Origin of the sequence: Arthrobacter sp. 18067 (assembly GCF_902706295.1) — a bacterium.
GTDB lineage: Bacteria > Actinomycetota > Actinomycetes > Actinomycetales > Micrococcaceae > Arthrobacter.
On record NZ_CACSJJ010000019.1, the window covers coordinates 72,881 to 90,571 of the forward strand.

General features: G+C 64.5%; 13 protein-coding genes. 8 read left to right on the top strand and 5 right to left on the bottom strand.

Annotation, left to right across the window (positions count from 1 at the left end):
- Nucleotides 1-1,032: a LacI family DNA-binding transcriptional regulator gene (locus tag GVL04_RS18210; RefSeq protein ID WP_159707121.1), complete on the bottom strand. Its 1,032-nt coding sequence runs from the start codon at nt 1,030-1,032 to the stop codon at nt 1-3.
- Between the two features lie 179 nt (nt 1,033-1,211).
- On the opposite strand from GVL04_RS18210, the gene GVL04_RS18215 reads away from it, so the two are divergent.
- Genes GVL04_RS18215 through GVL04_RS18235 form a run of 5 tightly spaced genes read left to right on the top strand, consistent with a single transcriptional unit; the run spans nt 1,212 to nt 7,135 of the window.
- The gene (locus tag GVL04_RS18215) at nt 1,212-2,624 is read left to right on the top strand and encodes a Gfo/Idh/MocA family protein (protein ID WP_159707123.1); all 1,413 of its coding nucleotides are present in this window, start codon (nt 1,212-1,214) and stop codon (nt 2,622-2,624) included.
- A 30-nt stretch (nt 2,625-2,654) separates the two neighbouring features.
- Nucleotides 2,655-3,653 (top strand): NAD(P)-dependent oxidoreductase, encoded by a 999-nt coding sequence (locus tag GVL04_RS18220; protein ID WP_159707125.1) that lies wholly within the window; start codon nt 2,655-2,657, stop codon nt 3,651-3,653.
- A complete protein-coding gene (locus tag GVL04_RS18225; protein ID WP_159707127.1) occupies nt 3,650-4,555 on the top strand; it encodes a 5-dehydro-4-deoxyglucarate dehydratase in 906 nt (301 codons plus the stop codon). Before GVL04_RS18220 ends, GVL04_RS18225 begins: the two co-directional genes overlap by 4 nt.
- Entirely contained in the window at nt 4,555-5,703 is a 1,149-nt protein-coding gene (locus GVL04_RS18230) for a mandelate racemase/muconate lactonizing enzyme family protein (RefSeq protein ID WP_159707129.1), read from the top strand. The genes GVL04_RS18225 and GVL04_RS18230 overlap by 1 nt, the downstream gene beginning before the upstream one ends.
- Nucleotides 5,684-7,135, top strand: coding sequence for an aldehyde dehydrogenase (NADP(+)) (locus tag GVL04_RS18235; RefSeq protein ID WP_159707131.1), 1,452 nt, complete (start codon nt 5,684-5,686; stop codon nt 7,133-7,135). Before GVL04_RS18230 ends, GVL04_RS18235 begins: the two co-directional genes overlap by 20 nt.
- Nucleotides 7,136-7,297: 162 nt before the next feature.
- Here the strand turns inward: GVL04_RS18235 and GVL04_RS18240 are convergent, their stop codons facing one another.
- The 3 genes from GVL04_RS18240 to GVL04_RS18250 are packed head-to-tail and all read right to left on the bottom strand — an operon-like array spanning nt 7,298 to nt 11,819.
- Nucleotides 7,298-8,407, bottom strand: a complete 1,110-nt coding sequence (locus GVL04_RS18240; RefSeq protein WP_159707133.1) for a Xaa-Pro peptidase family protein — start codon at nt 8,405-8,407, stop codon at nt 7,298-7,300.
- Nucleotides 8,404-10,452 carry a DUF6807 family protein gene (locus GVL04_RS18245; protein WP_159707135.1) on the bottom strand — a complete coding sequence of 683 codons (2,049 nt, stop codon included), beginning with the start codon at nt 10,450-10,452 and terminating at the stop codon, nt 8,404-8,406. The genes GVL04_RS18240 and GVL04_RS18245 overlap by 4 nt, the downstream gene beginning before the upstream one ends.
- A complete protein-coding gene (locus GVL04_RS18250; protein WP_159707137.1) occupies nt 10,449-11,819 on the bottom strand; it encodes an acetylxylan esterase in 1,371 nt (456 codons plus the stop codon). Before GVL04_RS18250 ends, GVL04_RS18245 begins: the two co-directional genes overlap by 4 nt.
- Nucleotides 11,820-12,040: 221 nt before the next feature.
- Between GVL04_RS18250 and GVL04_RS18255 the strand changes: the two genes are divergently transcribed.
- The 3 genes from GVL04_RS18255 (at nt 12,041) to GVL04_RS18265 (ending at nt 15,406) form a co-directional block, all read left to right on the top strand.
- On the top strand, nt 12,041-12,985 hold the full coding sequence (locus GVL04_RS18255) for a carbohydrate ABC transporter permease (protein ID WP_159707139.1): 945 nt from the start codon (nt 12,041-12,043) through the stop codon (nt 12,983-12,985).
- Nucleotides 12,978-13,916: a carbohydrate ABC transporter permease gene (locus GVL04_RS18260; protein ID WP_159707141.1), complete on the top strand. Its 939-nt coding sequence runs from the start codon at nt 12,978-12,980 to the stop codon at nt 13,914-13,916. Before GVL04_RS18255 ends, GVL04_RS18260 begins: the two co-directional genes overlap by 8 nt.
- A gap of 116 nt (nt 13,917-14,032) precedes the next feature.
- A complete protein-coding gene (locus tag GVL04_RS18265) occupies nt 14,033-15,406 on the top strand; it encodes an ABC transporter substrate-binding protein (protein WP_159707143.1) in 1,374 nt (457 codons plus the stop codon).
- 72 nt (nt 15,407-15,478) lie between these two features.
- On the opposite strand, the gene GVL04_RS18270 is transcribed toward GVL04_RS18265, so the two are convergent.
- The gene (locus tag GVL04_RS18270) at nt 15,479-17,497 is read right to left on the bottom strand and encodes a beta-galactosidase (protein WP_159707145.1); all 2,019 of its coding nucleotides are present in this window, start codon (nt 17,495-17,497) and stop codon (nt 15,479-15,481) included.
- Between the last annotated feature and the right edge of the window lie 194 nt (nt 17,498-17,691).

Consider the following 17,691-nt stretch of genomic DNA (forward strand, 5'->3'; position numbering starts at 1 on the left):
TCAACTGGCGGGCGTGAGAGCGGGTGCCGCCGTGCTCTTGCGAATCTCAACCCTGGGCGGGAACTCGTCCTGCGCCTGGGTGGTGGTTTCGCCGGCCTGCTGGATCTGCTCCCGCATCCTCCGCCAAGCCAGGCTTCCGAGTTCGTTGATGGGCACGGCCGCCGTGGTCAGCGGGGGAGTTGTGTACTTGGCGAACGGGATGTCGTCGAAGCCCGTCACGGAGATGTCCTCCGGGACGCGTACTCCGCGTTCATGCAGGCCGCTGAGCAACCCCATGGCAACCAGATCGTTGAAGGCCAGGATTCCGGTGGCGCCACTGGCAATGATGGCTTCGGTGGACTCGTGGCCGGAGTCGAAGTTGGAACCGCCATGGAGCATCTGCAGCTCGATCTCCGGGTGCTCGGCGCGGAATTGGTCCAGCCCGACCAGGCGTTGGCGGTTGGATGCACTGTGCTCAGGTCCGGAGAGGAATGCCAGCCGGCGGTGGCCCAACGTCACCAGGTGCTGGGCAAGCTCCTGGATGCCCTGTCCGTAGTCCACGCTCAGGCTTGGAGTGTTGGTGGCGATGGTGGTTCTGTTGATGAGCACCAGCGGGTGCAAGGTGGGCGCCAGTTCCTCCAACTCGGCGTCGCCCATACGGGGCGCGCAAAGGACCACGCCATCGCAGCGGCGCCTGGCCTCGCCCGCAAGGATGGCTTCCTCGCTGGTGACCTCGGAGGAGTCGGCAATCAGAACGCGGTACCCGTCCTGGGCTGCCGCGATGCTGAGTCCGCGGAGGATGGCCTGGAACGTGGGGTTGGCAAGATCCGGTACCACGATGCCAATGGTGTCCGTCTTGCCCAGGGCGAGGCTGCGCCCCACAGGGTTGGGTTGGTACTTAAGTTCTACTGCGGCTGCCCGGACGCGTGCGGCGATGCCGGGATCCACCGCGGCGTTACCGTTCATGACGCGCGACACGGTGGCGTGCGAGACGCCTGCCTTCTCCGCGACATCGGCAATGCCAACGCGCCTGTTGGTGTTCCTGCGTGCCATGTGGCCCCTTCCCATTGGTCGCCTCCCGCATGCTCCGTCGTTGGAGCAATGGTTGACGTGACCACCAGAGTCTTGATACAAAGCTTATAACGCTCTGAGAAAACGCTTTCTCATGATTCTTCCCACTTGAAGCCGGGCCGTCAAGCGGTTCACTCCTGCCTTTTGAAAGGGGCATCCACATGGTCAACGTCGACTCAGCCGAGACCCAGACCGCATCTGCCGAAACGACAACCCAGGCCGGTGGCCGCAAGCGGACCCGCATTGCCCTCATCGGCACGGGCGGCCGCTCGGAGATGTACATCCGGGCCATCTACGGGCAGCATGCGGACGTCGCAGAACTCATTGCGCTTTCCGACGTCAACCAGGGCCGGGTGGACTTCTACCAGGACCTGATCAAGGAACTCGGAGGAACGGAGCCGGTGGCTTCCTTCGAGCCCGGCGGGCTCACCAGCTTCATCCAGTCCAACGACATCGAGCGCGTCATCGTCACGACGCCCGACTACACCCACGCGGACTACATCGTGGAGGCGCTCGAGGCGGGTGCCGACGTCGTGGTTGAAAAGCCGCTGACGATTGACGTGGACGGTTGCCGCCGCATCACCGACGCCGTGGCGAAGACCGGCCGCAACGTAGTGGTGACGTTCAACTACCGCTACTCGCCGCGCAATACGGCGCTGAAGGAAGTCATCCAGAACGGCGTGATCGGCAAGGTCACCTCCATCGACTTCAGCTGGGTGCTGGATACCGTTCACGGCGCCGACTACTTCCGCCGCTGGCACCGCGAAAAGAAGAACTCCGGCGGCCTGCTCATCCACAAGGCTTCGCACCACTTCGACCTGGTGAACTGGTGGATCAACGATGTTCCGGAGCGCGTGTTTGCCTCCGGCGGACTGCGCTTCTACGGCGACAAGAATGCAGCCGAGCGCGGCCTGGGAGCACGTCCGGAGCGCGGCACCGTTGACGGCCTGGAGCACGATCCGTTCCGCCTGGATATGCGCGAGGACGAGCGTCTGAAAGCGCTGTACTACGACAACGAAAAGTTCGACGGCTACCTCCGCGACCAGGACGTCTTCACCGAGGGCATCACCATCGAGGACAACCTCGCCCTCGTGGTGGACTACCAGGGCGGGCCGACGCTGAGCTACTCGCTGAACGCCCACAGCCCGTGGGAAGGCTACCGGGTCACCGTCAACGGCACCGAAGGCCGCGCGGAACTCGAAGTGGTGGAACGTGCCGCCGTCGAATCCAGCACCGATAAGAAGACCGTGGTGGACCCGAGCGCGACGCCGATCGAGGAAGAAGACGCGGTGCGCCGCAACGGAGAACGCCTCGTTGTCCAGCGCCACTGGGAAGCTGCCTACGAAGTCCCGATCATCAACGGCGAAGGCGGCCACGGTGGCGGCGACAACCTGTTGCTCTCGGACCTCTTCAACGGTCCCGGCGTTGACCCGCTGGGCCGCCCGTCCGGTTACATCGATGGACTCCGGTCCGTGTCGGTGGGCATCGCCGGCAACCAATCCCTTGACTCAGACCTGCCCGTCCGCATCAGCGAACTTGGCCTCGGCGTTGATCTCAGCCGCGGCCAGGCCTGACCGGTTCACTACCCAAGCAAGGAAAAGACCATGAGCAGGATATTCGTCACCGGCGGTTCCGGCCGGCTCGGCCGCAGCGTGGTGGCCGGCCTCACCGATGCGGGCCACAAGGTCATCTCGGTTGACCGGGACGCCGTCCCGGAGGAGCAATTGCCCCCCGGAGCCGAGCAGTACACCGCAGATCTGCTGGCGCCCGGGGAAGCGGAGCGGCTCATCCGGGAAACAGCGCCCGACGCCGTCATCCACCTCGCTGCTATTGCCGTACCATTCAGCGCACCCGAGGATGTCATCTTCAGCACGAACACCCGGCTCGCCTACGCGGTGGTCAGTGCGGCCACCGACGCTGGCGTGCCGAAGATCGTGACGGCCAGCAGCCCCACCGCCCTGGGGTATGGCTCACCGGCCGGCTGGCTGCCGCCGTCGTTCCCGCTGGACGAGCGGACGCCGCCCAAGCCGTGGAACGCGTATGCGTTGTCCAAACTGATCGCCGAGCAGACCGTGCAGATGTTCGCGGCCGCGCAGGGCGAGAAGATCAGGTACGCGGCATTCCGCCCGTGCTACGTCATCTCCCCGGAAGAATGGGAAGGCGCGTTGACGCAGCAAGGACACACGGTCCGCGAGAGGTTGCTGGACCCGGCACTTTCCGCGCCGGCCCAGTTCAACTACGTGGATGCCCGGGACGTGGCCGAATTCCTGGACGTGCTCCTGGACAAGATGGACTCGATCCCCAATGGCGAGGTGTTCTTCGTTGGCGCGAAGGATGCCCTGGCCACGGCACCGCTGGCCGAGCTCTTCCCGCGGTTCCTGCCAGGCAGCGGCCCCCTCACAGAACACCTGACCGGCACCAGCCCAGCGTTCTCCATCGACAAAGCCCGCGAACTTCTCGGCTGGGAGCCCAAGCGCACCTGGCGCACCGAACTTACGCCGCCATTCGAGGGCGAAGACACCGCAGCAACCGAACAAGCAGCACTCAATGACGAGAACCACGCCGGCCTGGTCCCGGCGGGAGCAACCAAGGAGACACCATGAACTTCGACGGCGTATTGTTCTTCCCCGTCACGCCCTTCGCTGAGGACGGCACGGTAGATGTAGCCCTGCTGAAGGAGCACATCACCTCCCGCCTTCCGTTCGGCCCCGGCGGCGTGTTCCCCGCCTGCGGCACAGGCGAATTCCATGCACTCTCCCTCGATGAGATCCGCACCGTGGTGACCGCCGCCGTCGAGGCCGTTGCGGGAGCTGTTCCCGTAGTCTCCGGTGCCGGTGGACCCCTGGGTCACGCCATCGCCGCAGCCAAGGTGGCTGAGGAAGCCGGCGCAGACGCCCTCCTGGTGCTCCCGCCGTACCTGGTCACCGGTCCCACCGATGGTGTGGTGGCCTACGTCGAAGCCATCGCCGCCGCGAGCAGCCTGCCGGTGATCGTGTACCACCGTGGGACCGCCAAGTTCACCGCCGAGGCGATCACGCGCCTCACCGCCAACCCGAAGGTGGTTGGCTTCAAGGACGGAATCGGCGACGTCGGACTGGCCCAGGAAATCGTCTCCGCGATCAATGCCAGCGGCCGCACCGACTTCGCACTGTTCAACGGCCTGCTCACGGCTGAGCTGACACAGGGTGCCTACCGTGGCCTCGGCATCCCCTTGTACTCCTCCGCGGCGTTCGCCATGGCCCCCGAAATTGCCAAGGCCTACTACGACGCCTACGTCTCCGGCGATGAAGAGCGCCGTCACGCCCTGCTTGAAGGCTTCTACGCTCCGCTGGTCCGGCTCCGCGACCAGACCCCGGGCTTTGGCGTTTCCCTGATCAAGGCTGGCCTGCGGCTCGCAGGATTGCCCGTTGGTCCGGTCCGTCCGCCGCTGGTTGACCCCAACGAGGAACAACTCCTGGAGCTCAAGTCCATCCTGGCCAAGGGCCACGAGCTGGCCGGCAGCTGATGCCGGCCCGCATCACGGGCCTCACCACCCGGCTGATCACGGTCCCGCTGCTGCGCAGCTGGGGTGCGGAGGCACCCGAGAACCATGTGATCGTCACCGAACTGACCACGGACGACGGCGGGACGGGCCACGGCTTCTCGTGGACACCTACCATTGGTCCCCAGGCGGTGAAGGCTCTCCTGGATCACGACATTGCCCCGTTCATCCGTGGTTTGGAAGCGAACGCGGAGATCGTGTGGGACCAGCTCTGGAAGCGGCTGCACGAGGCCGGCGGGGGAGGCCTGACCACCATCGCGATGGCCGGTGTGGACCTTGCCCTGTGGGACCTGAAGGCACGGCAGGCCGGAACCTCCGTCACGGGGCTTTTGGGCCAGCGCCAGGAATCCGTGGAGGTGTACGGTTCCGGCGTGAACCTGCACTACACCCTGGAGCAGTTGGTGGAGCAAGCCCAGCGATGGGTTGCTGCAGGACACAATGCGGTGAAGATCAAGGTGGGAAAGCCCGAACTCCGCGAAGACGCCGAACGCGTTGCAGCAGTGCGGGCAGTGATCGGCCCGGACCGGCTGCTCATGATCGACGCCAACCAGCGTTGGGACCTCGCCCACACATTCCGTGCCTTGGATGTTTTGGGGGAGCACAGACTGGAGTGGCTGGAAGAACCGATCCGCGCCGACGACCTCTGGGCCTACCGCCGCTTGCGCAAGCACTCTCCCGTGCCCATTGCCCTGGGTGAGAACGTCCACACCATCTACCGATTCCGCGACTTCATCGAAGCTGAAGCCGTGGACATCATCCAGCCCAACATTGTCCGCGTGGGCGGCATTACGCCGTTCCGCAGGATCGTTGAGCTTGCCCGTGCCAACAGCATCAGGGTGGCGCCGCATCTGCTCCCGGAGCTTTCCGGTCAGCTGGCGCTCACCCTGGCCGAGTCCGTGAGCGTGGAGGACGTTGAGGACGCTTCATTCGAACAGCTTGGCATCCTGTCCGGGCCATCCCCGGTTAGCATCCGCAACAGCCGCCTCACGTCTTCAGGCCTCAACGGGCTTGGCTTCGACTTCGGCGGGAAGCCGCACACAACTGAGGTGGCTGCCCCTGACAGCTCCGCCCCCGAGAGTAAAGGAAACCGCATTGAGTACAGCAACTCTTGACCTGACCGCCATCACGGCGGCAGCTACCGAGGCCGCAAAGGTGACCGCAGCAGCGTCCGACGCCGAGCGCGCAGCCTGGCTGACCGCCGTCGCCGACGCCTTGGACGCCAACGTCACTGAACTGGTGGCCATCGCCGATTCCGAGACCAGCCTGGGTACTGTCAGGCTCACGGGCGAGGTAGCCAGGACCAGTGGCCAGTTGCGGTTGTTCGCAAACGTGATTACCGAGGGCTCGTACCTCGAGGCCGTCATTGATCACGCCGACCCTTCGGCCACTCCGCCCAAGCCCGACCTTCGCCGCATCCTGCGTCCGATTGGCCCGGTGGCCGTGTTCTCGGCGTCGAACTTCCCCTTCGCGTTCTCCGTGGCCGGTGGCGATACCGCGTCCGCGTTGGCTGTTGGCTGCCCGGTGATCGTCAAAGCGCACTCGGGACACATCCGTCTCTCCGAGCGGACCGCTGAGGTTGTCGCCGAGGCCCTGGCCAAGGCCGGAGCCCCGGACGGGATCTTTGCTTTGGTCAGCGGGCGCGAGGCCGGCACGGCGCTTGTGCAGGACCCGGCCATCAAGGCTGTGGGCTTCACTGGTTCCATCCCCGGTGGCCGCGCGTTGTTCGACCTCGCGTCGTCCCGCCCTGAGCCCATCCCTTTCTACGGCGAGCTGGGCAGCCTGAACCCTGTGGTCATCACGGCGGACGCGCTGGCCGAGCGAGGCCAGCAGCTCGCGGCGGGCCTGGCAGGCTCCTTCACGATGGGTGCGGGCCAGTTCTGCACCAAGCCCGGGCTGGTCTTCATCCCGGCCGGCACGGACTTTGCGTCCCACCTCGCGGAGGCGAGCAAGGACAAGCCCACGGCCGCCATGCTCACTGAGCGCATCGCCGAGGCGTACCCGGACGGGCTCCGGAACGTCGCAGACCAGCCGGGTGTCGCCGTCGTCAGTGGCACCGTCCAGCAGGACAGCCTGGCCGACGGCGCCGCGCCCGTGGTGTTCTCCACCAGTGCGGCCAACGTCCTGGAACGCCCCGATGAGCTGCTGGAGGAGTGCTTCGGCCCCACCACGCTGCTCATCGAGTACGCCAACCAGGAGGAACTGTCCGCTGCCCTCGCGAAGGTTCCGGGCAGCCTCACGGGCACGGTCCACGCACAGCCGGGCGAGGATGTGGCTGCCCTTGTGGAGCAGCTCAGCGGCCTGGCCGGACGGGTCCTGTTCGATGGCTGGCCCACCGGCGTTGCCGTGAACTGGGCCCAGCAGCACGGTGGTCCCTACCCGGCCACTACCTCGCTGTTCACCTCTGTTGGCGCCACTGCGGTCCGCCGCTTCCAGCGTCCGGTGGCCTACCAGGACGCCCCCGAGACTGTCCTGCACCCGGCCTTGCGCGACGCCAACCCGCTGGGCATCCCGAGGCGCGTGGACGGCGTGCTGACACTCAGCTAACCCACCCACCCGTACCCAACTAAGTCGCAGTTAAGCGCGTTTTGAGAGCTCAAAACGCGCTTAACTGCGACCCAGTTGGGTAGGCACACGGTTGGGTAGGAACAGACGAAAAGGGCGGGGTCACCGTGATGGTGACCCCGCCCTTTTCGTGTTTGGGTGCAGTTAGGGGCGGAGCGTCAAGGGACGACGGCGGCTGTCCACTTCGGTGGTCGGCCAGCGCTCGTCAACGGTCAGGACGCGCACGCCGGAATCCGTGAGCAGCACCGTGTCCTCGATCTTCACGGCAGGACCGGACGGGTTCCACGTGAAGGGCTGGTTGAGGACGATGGTGTCTGTGACGTCTGCCGTGACCCGGGGGTCGCGGCCCGCATAACCCGCTGGGCCGCCCTGGTGGTGCAGCGTCCACTGATCGTCGCCGAATCCATGCCGGGCATAGGCCTGCTTGATCTCGGTGAAGACATCGCTGAGCTTGGCGCCGGGAACCGTGGCCCGGAAGATGTCAGCCTCAACAGCAGCGATGCGGTCCTCGGCGTCGAGTTCCTGGGGAGTCCCGGCGTCGAACGCTACCCAACGGGTCACGTTGGCAACCAGGCCGTTACGGCGTGCGCACACGACTGCCATGGCGCGCCGGCCGATGGGGGAGTGTGTGGCCAACGGGTGCCGGAAGTCGCTGCGGGACGTGCCGTTGCAGAGCAGCACCAACGGCTCTGCGCCCACCGACACGATCCTGGCGGCCAGCTCTGAAACCAACTGGAACTCGGTGGTTTCCGGCGTCGCAGATGTGAGGACGTCCGTCATGGCTGCGGCTGCGTCGGCGGAAAGTGAGGCGTACCGGGCTGCCTCGGCGGGCAGGAGTTGCTGGCGGGCCGCCCGGAGTTCCGAGGTGATTGCTGCCTCCACCAGTGGGTCGCCGTCGATCGCCAGGCCGGCCGCCGCAGCATGCAGCTGACCGTGCCACGGGACGGTGTCCAGGCTGACGCCTTCCGGCAGTTCCTCGGCGGCGATCCGCCCGGCTTCATTGTTGAACGTGACCAGGTGGTCGCCGGCGCGGTCCACCAGGAGGGCCGCGATGGGGTCGCCCGCCAGGCTGATGTGGACGCGGCTGCCGTCCAGGTACCAGGTGAGCGCGGTGTTGGACGTGAGCAGGAGCGAGTCGCGTCCCGCGGCGTCCAGGATGTCCAGCACGCGGCGGCGTTTGACTGCGCGGTCGGCGGCATTGCCGGGTGCAGTCAGCGACGTCAGAGCCGGCGTGGATTGAGTTGGCGTGGTCATGCCGATTCCCCCAAGGTAGTGATGAGCACTTCAATGTCTTGTGTTGCCAGGAAGCCGTCCGTGACGAGCACGGTGACGGACCTGTGGACAGGGCGTCCGGGTTTGGCGGCTACCGGGGCATCCCAGGCCAGCGATAATCCGACGCCGGGGTAACCCGAGTGCCGTACGAACCAAGGGTCCGGGGCCTGTGGTGAAGCAAGGAATACGAGCGTTGCCGGGTGGCCCAGCCCGGGGTCGCCGCTGACGTGCGCGGGGCCGGAGATTCCGGCGTCGAACGTTCCCGACCATGCCAGCCAGGGAGCCACGCTCCCGTGGACAGCGTCCTCACCGCGCGCATCCGGTGTCCAGATGGTGGCGTCGCCAACTTGGGGCAGCCGCCAGAAGAAGCCGCCGTAACCGCCCTGCGGCCGCCCGTTGGAACCGGGGCTGCCCAGCAGCACGGTACGGCCGGTGGCGGACTCCAGCGTGAAGTCCAGCGTCAGTTTCCACGCTGAACTCCCGACGGCGGCCCAGCGCCATTCGCGCTGTTCGCGGAGTACCGGTGTGCCGTCGGGGCCGAGCCAGCTCAGCTGTTCGCGCCTGCACCCGGCTGAGTGTTTCGCGGAGTCCGTGACGATTCGGCCGTGGTCCTTGCGCCAGACGTACGCCCCGGCGTCGCGGGTGTACGTCCGGCCGCCCCAGAAGTTGATGCCGTCCACATCCTGGAGAGCGACTCCTGCGCCGAGATGCCACACGTGGTCTGCCGGGACGTGATCGGTGACCACCGTTCCGCCAAGGGTCCGCACGGGGTGGAGGTAGGGGCGCGGGGAGGATGTTTCCCGGATGTGGGATCCGTCCTGGAGGGTCGCGACCGGGGTGCTGTTGATGTCCAGCATCGGTCCGCCGGACGTAGTCCAGGGTGCGCCCAGTTCCGCGAAAGTGGCTTGGCCCAAGGCTGCCCTTTGGATCAAGGATTCGATGCCGTGCACCACGGGGTGGGCGTCGTCGCCGTCGCCCTCCCACGTGATGAAGTCCGGATTGATCGGCAACGGTGAGTCCGCCGTTCGGATGGCCTCCAACACGGCCACGTAGGCGCCGGCGCCGCTGAGCGGGCTGAGCAGATCCTTCTCGCTGCGCGCTGCAAGCAGGTTCTCCAGGAGGTCCTGCCGCCCAAAGCCCTGGGTGCGGACACCCTCGGACGTGGTGATCTCCACCCGGTCCTCCGTATAGGAAAGGGTGACCTGCCCCAGCGTCCCGTAGATGGTGACCGCCGGCGCGGACTGCACGGGTGCGCAGAGCGTCAGGGCGCAGGTCAGGGCAGTGCCGTCCTTGGTCCGTACCCGCACCACGGAGGTGTCGTCACTCTCGGTATCGTTGGCCCGGTAAAGGTCGGTGTCTACGGATTCGACGTCCGCTACGGTCCTTGCACCGGCCAGCCGCAGGCCGGTAGCAACTGCGTGCGCCAGGGCGTTGGTGGCCACCCCGTCCACCACATCGGTCCCGTTCAGGCTGCGCTTCCCGGCCCACCGGGAGCGCTTGAAATACCCCTTGGTTCGCAGCCATAAGCCAGTGGCACTGATGCCCCGGACCTCACCAATGCCGCCGGATGCCACGAGTGCGTCGATCGCGGGCAGGGCATCGGAACCCAGGCTCTGGAACCCCACCTGAACCAGTCGTCCTGCGCTCGCGGCCGCTGCCATGACTTCTTCGTATTGCTCCATGGACGCTACTGGAGGCTTTTCCAGATACACATTGGCGCCGGCTTTGAGGGCAGCGAGGGCCAATGGCGCGTGGGTCTGGATGGGCGTGGAGACGATCACCACGTCCGGTGCGGTTCCAGCAGCGAGGAGCTCATCAAGGGACGAGAAGACATTAACCCCGGGGCTGAGTTTTCCGTCCGCCGGGGGCAGGGGATCGGCGACGGCAACCAGTTCGACGCGGCCGGCAGCGCTGAGGCGATGGAGGTTTTCCAAGTGCCGTTCGCCGAATCCGTGCACGCCCACCAGTGCGATGCGGGAGAGTCGGGCTTGGACTTCCGCAGGTGAGGTGGTCAAAGGCTGGGTCATGAGTCCGTCCTAGCGGGATCAGGTGCGGTGGAACTGGTGGGTTGTTTGGGCTGCAGGGCTGCGGCGAGGAAGGCCGCGGCCTCGTCCTGCATGGCCGGAGTGAAAACGTGGGGTTCGTGCCAGAAGCTGCCCGTGTAGCGGGTGGGCATGTGTGACGACAACAGGGCATGGGCGTCGCGCATGCCCTGTTCGGGGAAGAGATGGTCGGCAAGTCCGTATTGGACCAGGACGTCGGCGTTGGAGCGCACGGCAAGGTCCGGCCAGTCTCCAAGCCTGGCCAGGCCCGGTGAATGCAGCAGCCAGGAGTGTGCGTCGAGGTAGGCGGGCAGGAGCGACTCAAAGGTGGTCATCATGCACGTCACCACGTAGCAGCGGATTGCGGGGCTCAGTGCAGCGAGCACCAAAGCCCGGCCACCCCCGCCGGAGAATCCCAGGCAACCAAGCCGATTCCGGTCCACGCCCGGCAGCGATGCGAGGATACTTAGCGCCGCGAGGTCGTCATGCGCCACGGTGCCGGCAACACTGCTGCCGAGCAGCGTGGCAGCTTTCGCCACGGTTTCCTCGTGCGCAGCCGCCGCTGTGTCGTACTGTTCCGCCGCGGAGGGTTCGACGCCGGCCTCCCGCCAGAGAGCCTGCTGGCCGTTGACGGCGTTGGCGGTTCGCCAAGGTAAGGGATCCAGTTCAAAACGTCGGCTGCCCCACATGAAAGCGTCGTGCGCCAGAACGGCAAAGCCCTGCTGAGCCAACCAGGTGGCGAGTGCCCGCCCGCCATAGAGATTTCCACCCAGCTCGGGGAGCAGGCGGCCGAAGCCGACGGCGTTGGAGGTACCGCCGTCGTGGTCTTCCCGGCCGAGAGGCAGAGACACGAGCCGCTCAGCACCGTAAGCCTTGATGCCGCCGTGGCAGTGCAAGGCGAGCAGACCGGGCAGCGGTCCGGTGGCGCCGGCCGGCCTCACGAACCATGCGGACGTTCTTGGCCCGAAGCCCAACTGCCAGGAAAGGGACGAGGTGATGACGCCGTCGTGCTCTGTTTCCGAGTGCACCGTGTACCCAAGGTCCGGTGTTACGGCAGGAACCCCAAGTGTGTCGGCCAGTTGCCCGGCTTCAGGGGAGTCGGCCATGTACTGATGGCGCGCCGCATACCCCGGCCAGTCTTCGTAGCCGGCCAGCGCGCTGGGGCGGATGGGCGCTTCTGCCATGTCAGGGGCGGTCATGGCAGGCGGAGTCGGTGGGAAACAATAGTGTCCTGCCTTATCGATGCGGGATGGTGTGCGGAAGCGCACGCCGGGCTTCTTCAGCGTGGGGAAATCGATGTGGTCGCCTTCGTAAGAAAACGCTTTCTCAAAAATTAGCAAAAGGCTGTACATGGGTCAAGAAAACGTTTACTTTGGTACGGAGCCGCTGAACATCGGGAGTCGATCCCGGCATCTCAGGGGGTCCCGCCAGTTAGATGGGCGGCGTCCCGGAAGGCAAGCACCAACCAGACTCGAACTCCGTGGATGGCCACGATGACCAAAGGAGACCACATGGCCGCTGTACTACACACGGGGACGCCGCAAGGCGTTCGCGGGCCGGCGAGGGGGAAGCAATGAGCGCTATTGGCGAACTCTCAACGATGACCCGCCGCAAGGGCCCCATGACCAAGGAAGAGAAGAAGGCGAACGGCCGCGACAACAAGGCCGCGTACGTCTTCCTACTTCCTTGGCTGATTGGCCTGGCGGTCATCACTGTGGGACCCATGTTGATGTCGTTGTATCTGTCCTTCACGGACTACAACCTCCTGCAGCCCCCGGAATGGGTCGGCCTGGACAACTTCGTCCGCATGTTCGGCGATGCCCGCCTCCACAACTCGCTGCGCGTCACCTTCACCTACGTCCTGGTGGGTGTTCCGCTCCAGTTGGCTGTGGCACTGGTGATTGCATTGGTCCTGGACAAGGGCCTCCGCGGCCTGCCGTTCTACCGTTCAATCTTTTACTTGCCCTCCCTCCTGGGCGGTTCCGTTGCAGTTGCCATCCTGTGGAAGCAGATTTTCGGCACCACGGGCCTGGTAAACCAGGTCCTGGCGATGGTAGGCATCGAAGGTCCCGGCTGGATCTCGGATCCCAACACGGCCCTTGGCTCCATCATCCTGCTGCACGTCTGGACCTTCGGCAGCCCCATGATCATCTTCCTGGCCGGCCTGCGCCAGATCCCCACCATGTACTACGAGGCAGCTGAAGTTGACGGTGCCAGCACCTTGCAGAAGTTCTGGCGGATCACCCTTCCCATGCTGAGCCCCATCATCTTCTTCAACCTGGTGCTGCAGATCATTGGTTCATTCCAGTCGTTCACCCAGGCGTTCATCGTCTCCGGCGGCAACGGCGGCCCGTCCGACTCCACCATGTTCTTCACCCTGTACCTGTACCAAAAGGGCTTCGGCCAGTTCGATATGGGTTACGCCTCAGCGATGGCCTGGTTCCTGCTGGTCATCATCGGTGCCTTCACTGCCATCAACTTCATCGCTTCAAAGTATTGGGTGTTCTACGATGACTAAACTCCAGACCCTTCCCGCATCTTCTTCTTCCGACCGCAAGGCAGGAAAGGCCGGCAAGAGCCCGCGCCGCCGTGAATCCAGGGGCAGCCTCGCCTTCAGTCGCAGCGCCCGCATCAAAGGCCTGATCAAGCACGCCATCCTGATCATTGTTGGCGGCGTGATGATCTACCCGCTGTTGTGGATGGTGGTTTCCTCACTGCGGCCCAACGACCTCATCTTCCGCGAACCCGGCCTCTGGTTGGAAAACCTGGAAATGAGCAATTACACCGACGGCTGGTCCGCGCTGACGCACCCGTTCGGGCACTACATGATCAACTCCGCGATCGTGGTCCTGGGCTCCATACTGGGAAACCTGATCTCCTGCTCCATGGCTGCGTACGCCTTCGCCCGCCTGCAGTTCAGCGGCAAGAAGATCTTCTTCGGCATCATGCTGCTGACCATCATGCTGCCGTTCCACGTGGTGATCGTGCCCCAGTACATCCTGTTCTCGCAGATCGGCTGGGTGAACACGTTCTGGCCGCTCATCGTTCCCAAACTCCTGGCCACGGATGCGTTCTTCGTGTTCCTCATGGTCCAGTTCATCCGCGGCATCCCGAAGGACCTCGATGAGGCTGCCCGCATCGACGGTGCCGGCCACCCCAGGATCTTCCTCCGCGTGATCCTTCCCTTGATGGTTCCGGCGCTGGCCACCACCACCATCTTCACGTTCATCTGGACCTGGAACGACTTCTTCGGCGCCCTCATCTACCTGACGGATCCGGATATGTTCACCGTGCCTGTGGCTCTCCGGGCATTCGTGGACTCGCAGTCGGCAACCAGCTGGGGATCGCTCTTCGCGATGTCCATCGTGTCCTTGCTCCCGGTATTCCTCGTGTTCCTGTTCGGCCAGCGGTTCCTCATCAAGGGCATCGCAACCACAGGGATCAAGTAAACCCAGTAGTAAGACAAGTTGACGTCTTGTAATACAAGATTGTGACTTGTATCATAATCTCAACGAGAAAACGCTTTCTCAGTTCGCATCAGGATCAAAGAAGATCGGAGACCACAGTGCTGGTAAATCCAAAGGGTGAAGCAGTCGCCCCCGCAGTTGACGCGGAAACCCGCGCGTCAGCACCCAGGCGCACCAAGCGCAAGCTTCGGGCCTCTGCCCTCGTCGCGGCGACGGCTGCTGCCGTTCTGGCGCTCACTGCCTGTGGCGGTGGCGGGGGATCGGACTCGAAGAGTGCCGATGGCAAAGTGGAGCTTCGTTTCGCATGGTGGGGTGGCGACAAGCGCGCCCAGGTAACCCAGGCGGCCATCGCGGCGTTCGAGGCCGAGAACCCGAACATCAAGATCAAGCCCGAGTACGGTGACTGGAGCGGCTACTGGGACAAGCTGGCCACCCAGGTCGCCGCCAATGACGCACCGGACATCATCCAGATGGACGAGAAGTACATTACTGAGTACTCCACCCGCGGCGCCCTGCTTGACCTTTCGAAGTACCAGATCGACACCTCCAAGCTGGATGCAGCCGCCCTGGATGCGGGCAAGGGCGAAAAGGGCCTGACTGGTATTGCCGCAGGCATCAATGCGGCCACCATCCTGGCCAACCCCGCTGTGTTCCAGGCTGCCGGCGTAGCAATTCCTGACGACAAGACCTGGACCTGGGAAGACTTCGAGCGGATCTCCGCCGAGGTCACCGCCAAGTCGCCGAAGGGAACATATGGTGCGGCTGCCTACGGAACGGACGAGGCCTCATTGGGTGTGTGGCTGCGTCAGAACGGAAAGTCCCTCTACACCGAGGACGGCAAGCTCGGCTTTGAGCCCTCGGACATCGCTGAATGGTGGGGCTTCCTGAAGGAACTGAGCGAGAAGAAGGCTGTCCCTTCGGCATCCGAGGTTGTTGAAGCCGAGGCTGCCCCGCTCGATCAGAGCGGCCTGGCTACGGGCAAGAACGGCTTGGCCTTCTGGTGGTCCAACCAGCTTCCGGCCCTCGAAAAGGCAGCCGGCGGCGAACTCCAGATCCTTCGCTTCCCGTCCAAGACGGGCAAGGCTGAGGACGCCAAGCTTTGGTACAAGGCTTCCCAGTTCTGGTCTGCATCATCGCGCACCAAGCACCCTGAAGAGACCGCCAAGTTCATCGACTTCCTGACCAACAACGTCAAGGCAGGCGAGGCTCTGCTGGCAGATCGCGGCGTGTACCCGAACTCCGAGGTCCGTGAGGCCATCGCACCCAAGCTCGCCAAGGCTGACGTCAAGGTGGTCGACTTCATCGATGAGATCAAGGGAGAACTTGGCGAAGCTCCGGCAGCACCGCCGAAGGGCGCCGGCTCCATCCAGGAAATTGTGAAGCGATACACCTCGGAGGTCCTGTTCAACAGGCTCTCCACGGAGGAAGCCGGCAAGAAGGCCGTGGACGAAATGAAGTCTGCGATCAGCTAGCTTTCCCGAACAAGGGCCGCGCCCCGGGCGAATCATTCGTGATCCGCCCGGGGCGCGGCTTTTGTCGTGTGGTCAGTCTTCCGCGATGACGGCCACGGCTCCAGAAGGTACAACGCCACCGAAGCGCCCACCGCTGAGCAGTTCCTCGCCGTCGGCCTTCACCGTGGCGTCGTCGCGGCTGTGGTTGATGGCGAACAGGAAGCTGCGGCCATCTGCGGCGCGCCGGCGGGAGATTTCGACGCCGGCAGCCGCCTCGGTCACGGCCGTTACGCCTGCTTCATCCACCAGCCGTGCGGTCAGGGCATCAATGCCATCGGCGTCAGGAAGCGTTGCGAGATACCAGGCGGAACCGGTCCCGACGGTGCGGCGCGTCAGTGCCGGCATGCCGCAGAGAGGGTAATCCGTGAAAGTGGCAACAACCTCGGTAGAGGCGTCCGCGTGCACATGTTCGCTCCATACGGAGCCCGTGGATTTGTCGCTGAGCGTGACCGAGGTTCCGGGGAAAAGCGGGTGGAATTCCTCGCTGCGGATGCCCAGGAGTTCGCGGAAAGCGCCGGGGTAGCCGCCCAAGCGGACGTGGTCCCGCTCGTCAACGATGCCGCTGAAGTAGCTGATGAGGACGGTGGCGCCACCGTCGGCAGCGGCGGCAATCGAGGAAGCCGCGGTATCGGTGACGGCGTACAACGTGCAGACCAGGATGAGGTCATATCCGGAGAGATCGGCTGAGGGATGGATGAAGTCGGCAGTGATCCCGCGCAGGTACAGCGAGCGGTGGAAGGCGCGCATCGTATCGAGGTATTTCAGCGAATTGTTCGGGTGCGAGTCCAGCTCCGATGCCCACCAGGCCTCGTAGTCGAACACGATTGCAACGCGTGATTCCACCCGGGAGCCTTTGACTGGCTCAAGCTTGGACAGCGCCTCGCCAAGGTCAACCACGTTGCGCCACACCTGCGTGTCGCGGCCGCCGTGCGGAACCATGGCTGAGTGGAATTTCTCCGAGCCGGCCTTGCTCTGCCGCCACTGGAAGAACATCACGGCATCGGCGCCGCGGGCTACGTGCGTCAGGGAGTTGCGGAGCATTTCGCCGGGCATCTTGGGCTGGTTGTGCGGCTGCCAGTTGACCGCCGACGTCGAGTGTTCCATGAGGATCCAGGGCTCGCCACCCGCTACGCCACGGGTGAGATCGGCGCTGAAGGCGAGCTCGATTTCGCGTTCAGGGTCCGCCGCCACCAGGTAGTGGTCGTTGGCAATCACGTCCATGTCCTTGGACCAGTCGAAGTAGTCCAGGGTCTTTGTGGCGCTGGAGACCATGAAGTTGGTGGTTGCCGGAATGTCCGGGGTGACCTCTCGGATGACGGCCAGCAGTTCGCGGTAGTAGTCGATGAACGCCCAGGAGTTGAACCGTGCGAAATCCAACTGCTGGCCCGGGTTGAGCGTGGTGGGGGCCGCGCCGGGCGGGATGATTTCCTCGAAGGAGGCGTAGTGCTGGGACCAGAACGCAGTACCCCAGGATTCATTGAGGGCCTCGATGGAACCGTATCTGCGTTCCAGCCACGCGCGGAACGCGGCCGCGTCTTCTTCGCCGTAAAATTCGCCAACGTGGCAACCGAGTTCGTTGTCAACGTGCCAGAGCGCCAGGGCCGGGTGGTCCTTGTAACGTTCTGCGATAACGCGCGTCATGGCGGTGGCGTAGCGGCGGTAGACAGAGGACGACGGCGTGTAGTGGCGTCGCGAGCCACGCTCCAGCGTGACTCCTTCCGCGGTGACGGGGAGGATTTCGGGGTACTTGCGGGCCAGCCATGCCGGCGGTGACGCGGTGGCCGTTGCCAGCGCCACCTTGATCCCGGCGCCATAAAGGTTGTCCATCACGTCATCGAGCCAGCCGAAGTCGTAATTGCCTTCGGTGGGTTCAAGGAGTCCCCAGGAGAAGATGCCGACGCTGAGGAAATTCACGCCGGCTTCCTTCATGAGCTCGATGTCCTCGAGCCGGATGTCTTCTGGCCACTGCTCCGGGTTGTAGTCGCCGCCGTAGGCAAGGCCGTCGATCCTGTTCCAGACGGATCTGCTGCGTGGGATTTCGGGGGAGGTCAAGGGGACTCCTTCGTCAGGTTGGCCGTGCTGGTACGGGTGGTACTGAAGGTATAAGAGCAGCGTATCGATGAAAACACGTTCTCTGGAAAACGCTTGCCCAGATTCTGGTTTAGGGATATTGTATCGATTCAGAACGAGTGTAAGCGAGATCACTGCCACGTTGTAGAGAACTCGACCAGCTTGCACCAACTGAG

Bases quoted from the DNA above. Each gene is read 5' to 3' on its own strand.
- GVL04_RS18255 (WP_159707139.1), top strand. From the start codon at position 12,041: ATGAGCGCTATTGGCGAACTCTCAACGATGACCCGCCGCAAGGGCCCC.
- GVL04_RS18240 (WP_159707133.1), bottom strand. From the start codon at position 8,407: ATGACCACGCCAACTCAATCCACGCCGGCTCTGACGTCGCTGACTGCA.
- GVL04_RS18220 (WP_159707125.1), top strand. From the start codon at position 2,655: ATGAGCAGGATATTCGTCACCGGCGGTTCCGGCCGGCTCGGCCGCAGC.
- GVL04_RS18250 (WP_159707137.1), bottom strand. From the start codon at position 11,819: ATGTACAGCCTTTTGCTAATTTTTGAGAAAGCGTTTTCTTACGAAGGC.
- GVL04_RS18260 (WP_159707141.1), top strand. From the start codon at position 12,978: ATGACTAAACTCCAGACCCTTCCCGCATCTTCTTCTTCCGACCGCAAG.
- GVL04_RS18245 (WP_159707135.1), bottom strand. From the start codon at position 10,452: ATGACCCAGCCTTTGACCACCTCACCTGCGGAAGTCCAAGCCCGACTC.
- GVL04_RS18230 (WP_159707129.1), top strand. From the start codon at position 4,555: ATGCCGGCCCGCATCACGGGCCTCACCACCCGGCTGATCACGGTCCCG.
- GVL04_RS18225 (WP_159707127.1), top strand. From the start codon at position 3,650: ATGAACTTCGACGGCGTATTGTTCTTCCCCGTCACGCCCTTCGCTGAG.
- GVL04_RS18215 (WP_159707123.1), top strand. From the start codon at position 1,212: ATGGTCAACGTCGACTCAGCCGAGACCCAGACCGCATCTGCCGAAACG.
- GVL04_RS18210 (WP_159707121.1), bottom strand. From the start codon at position 1,032: ATGGCACGCAGGAACACCAACAGGCGCGTTGGCATTGCCGATGTCGCG.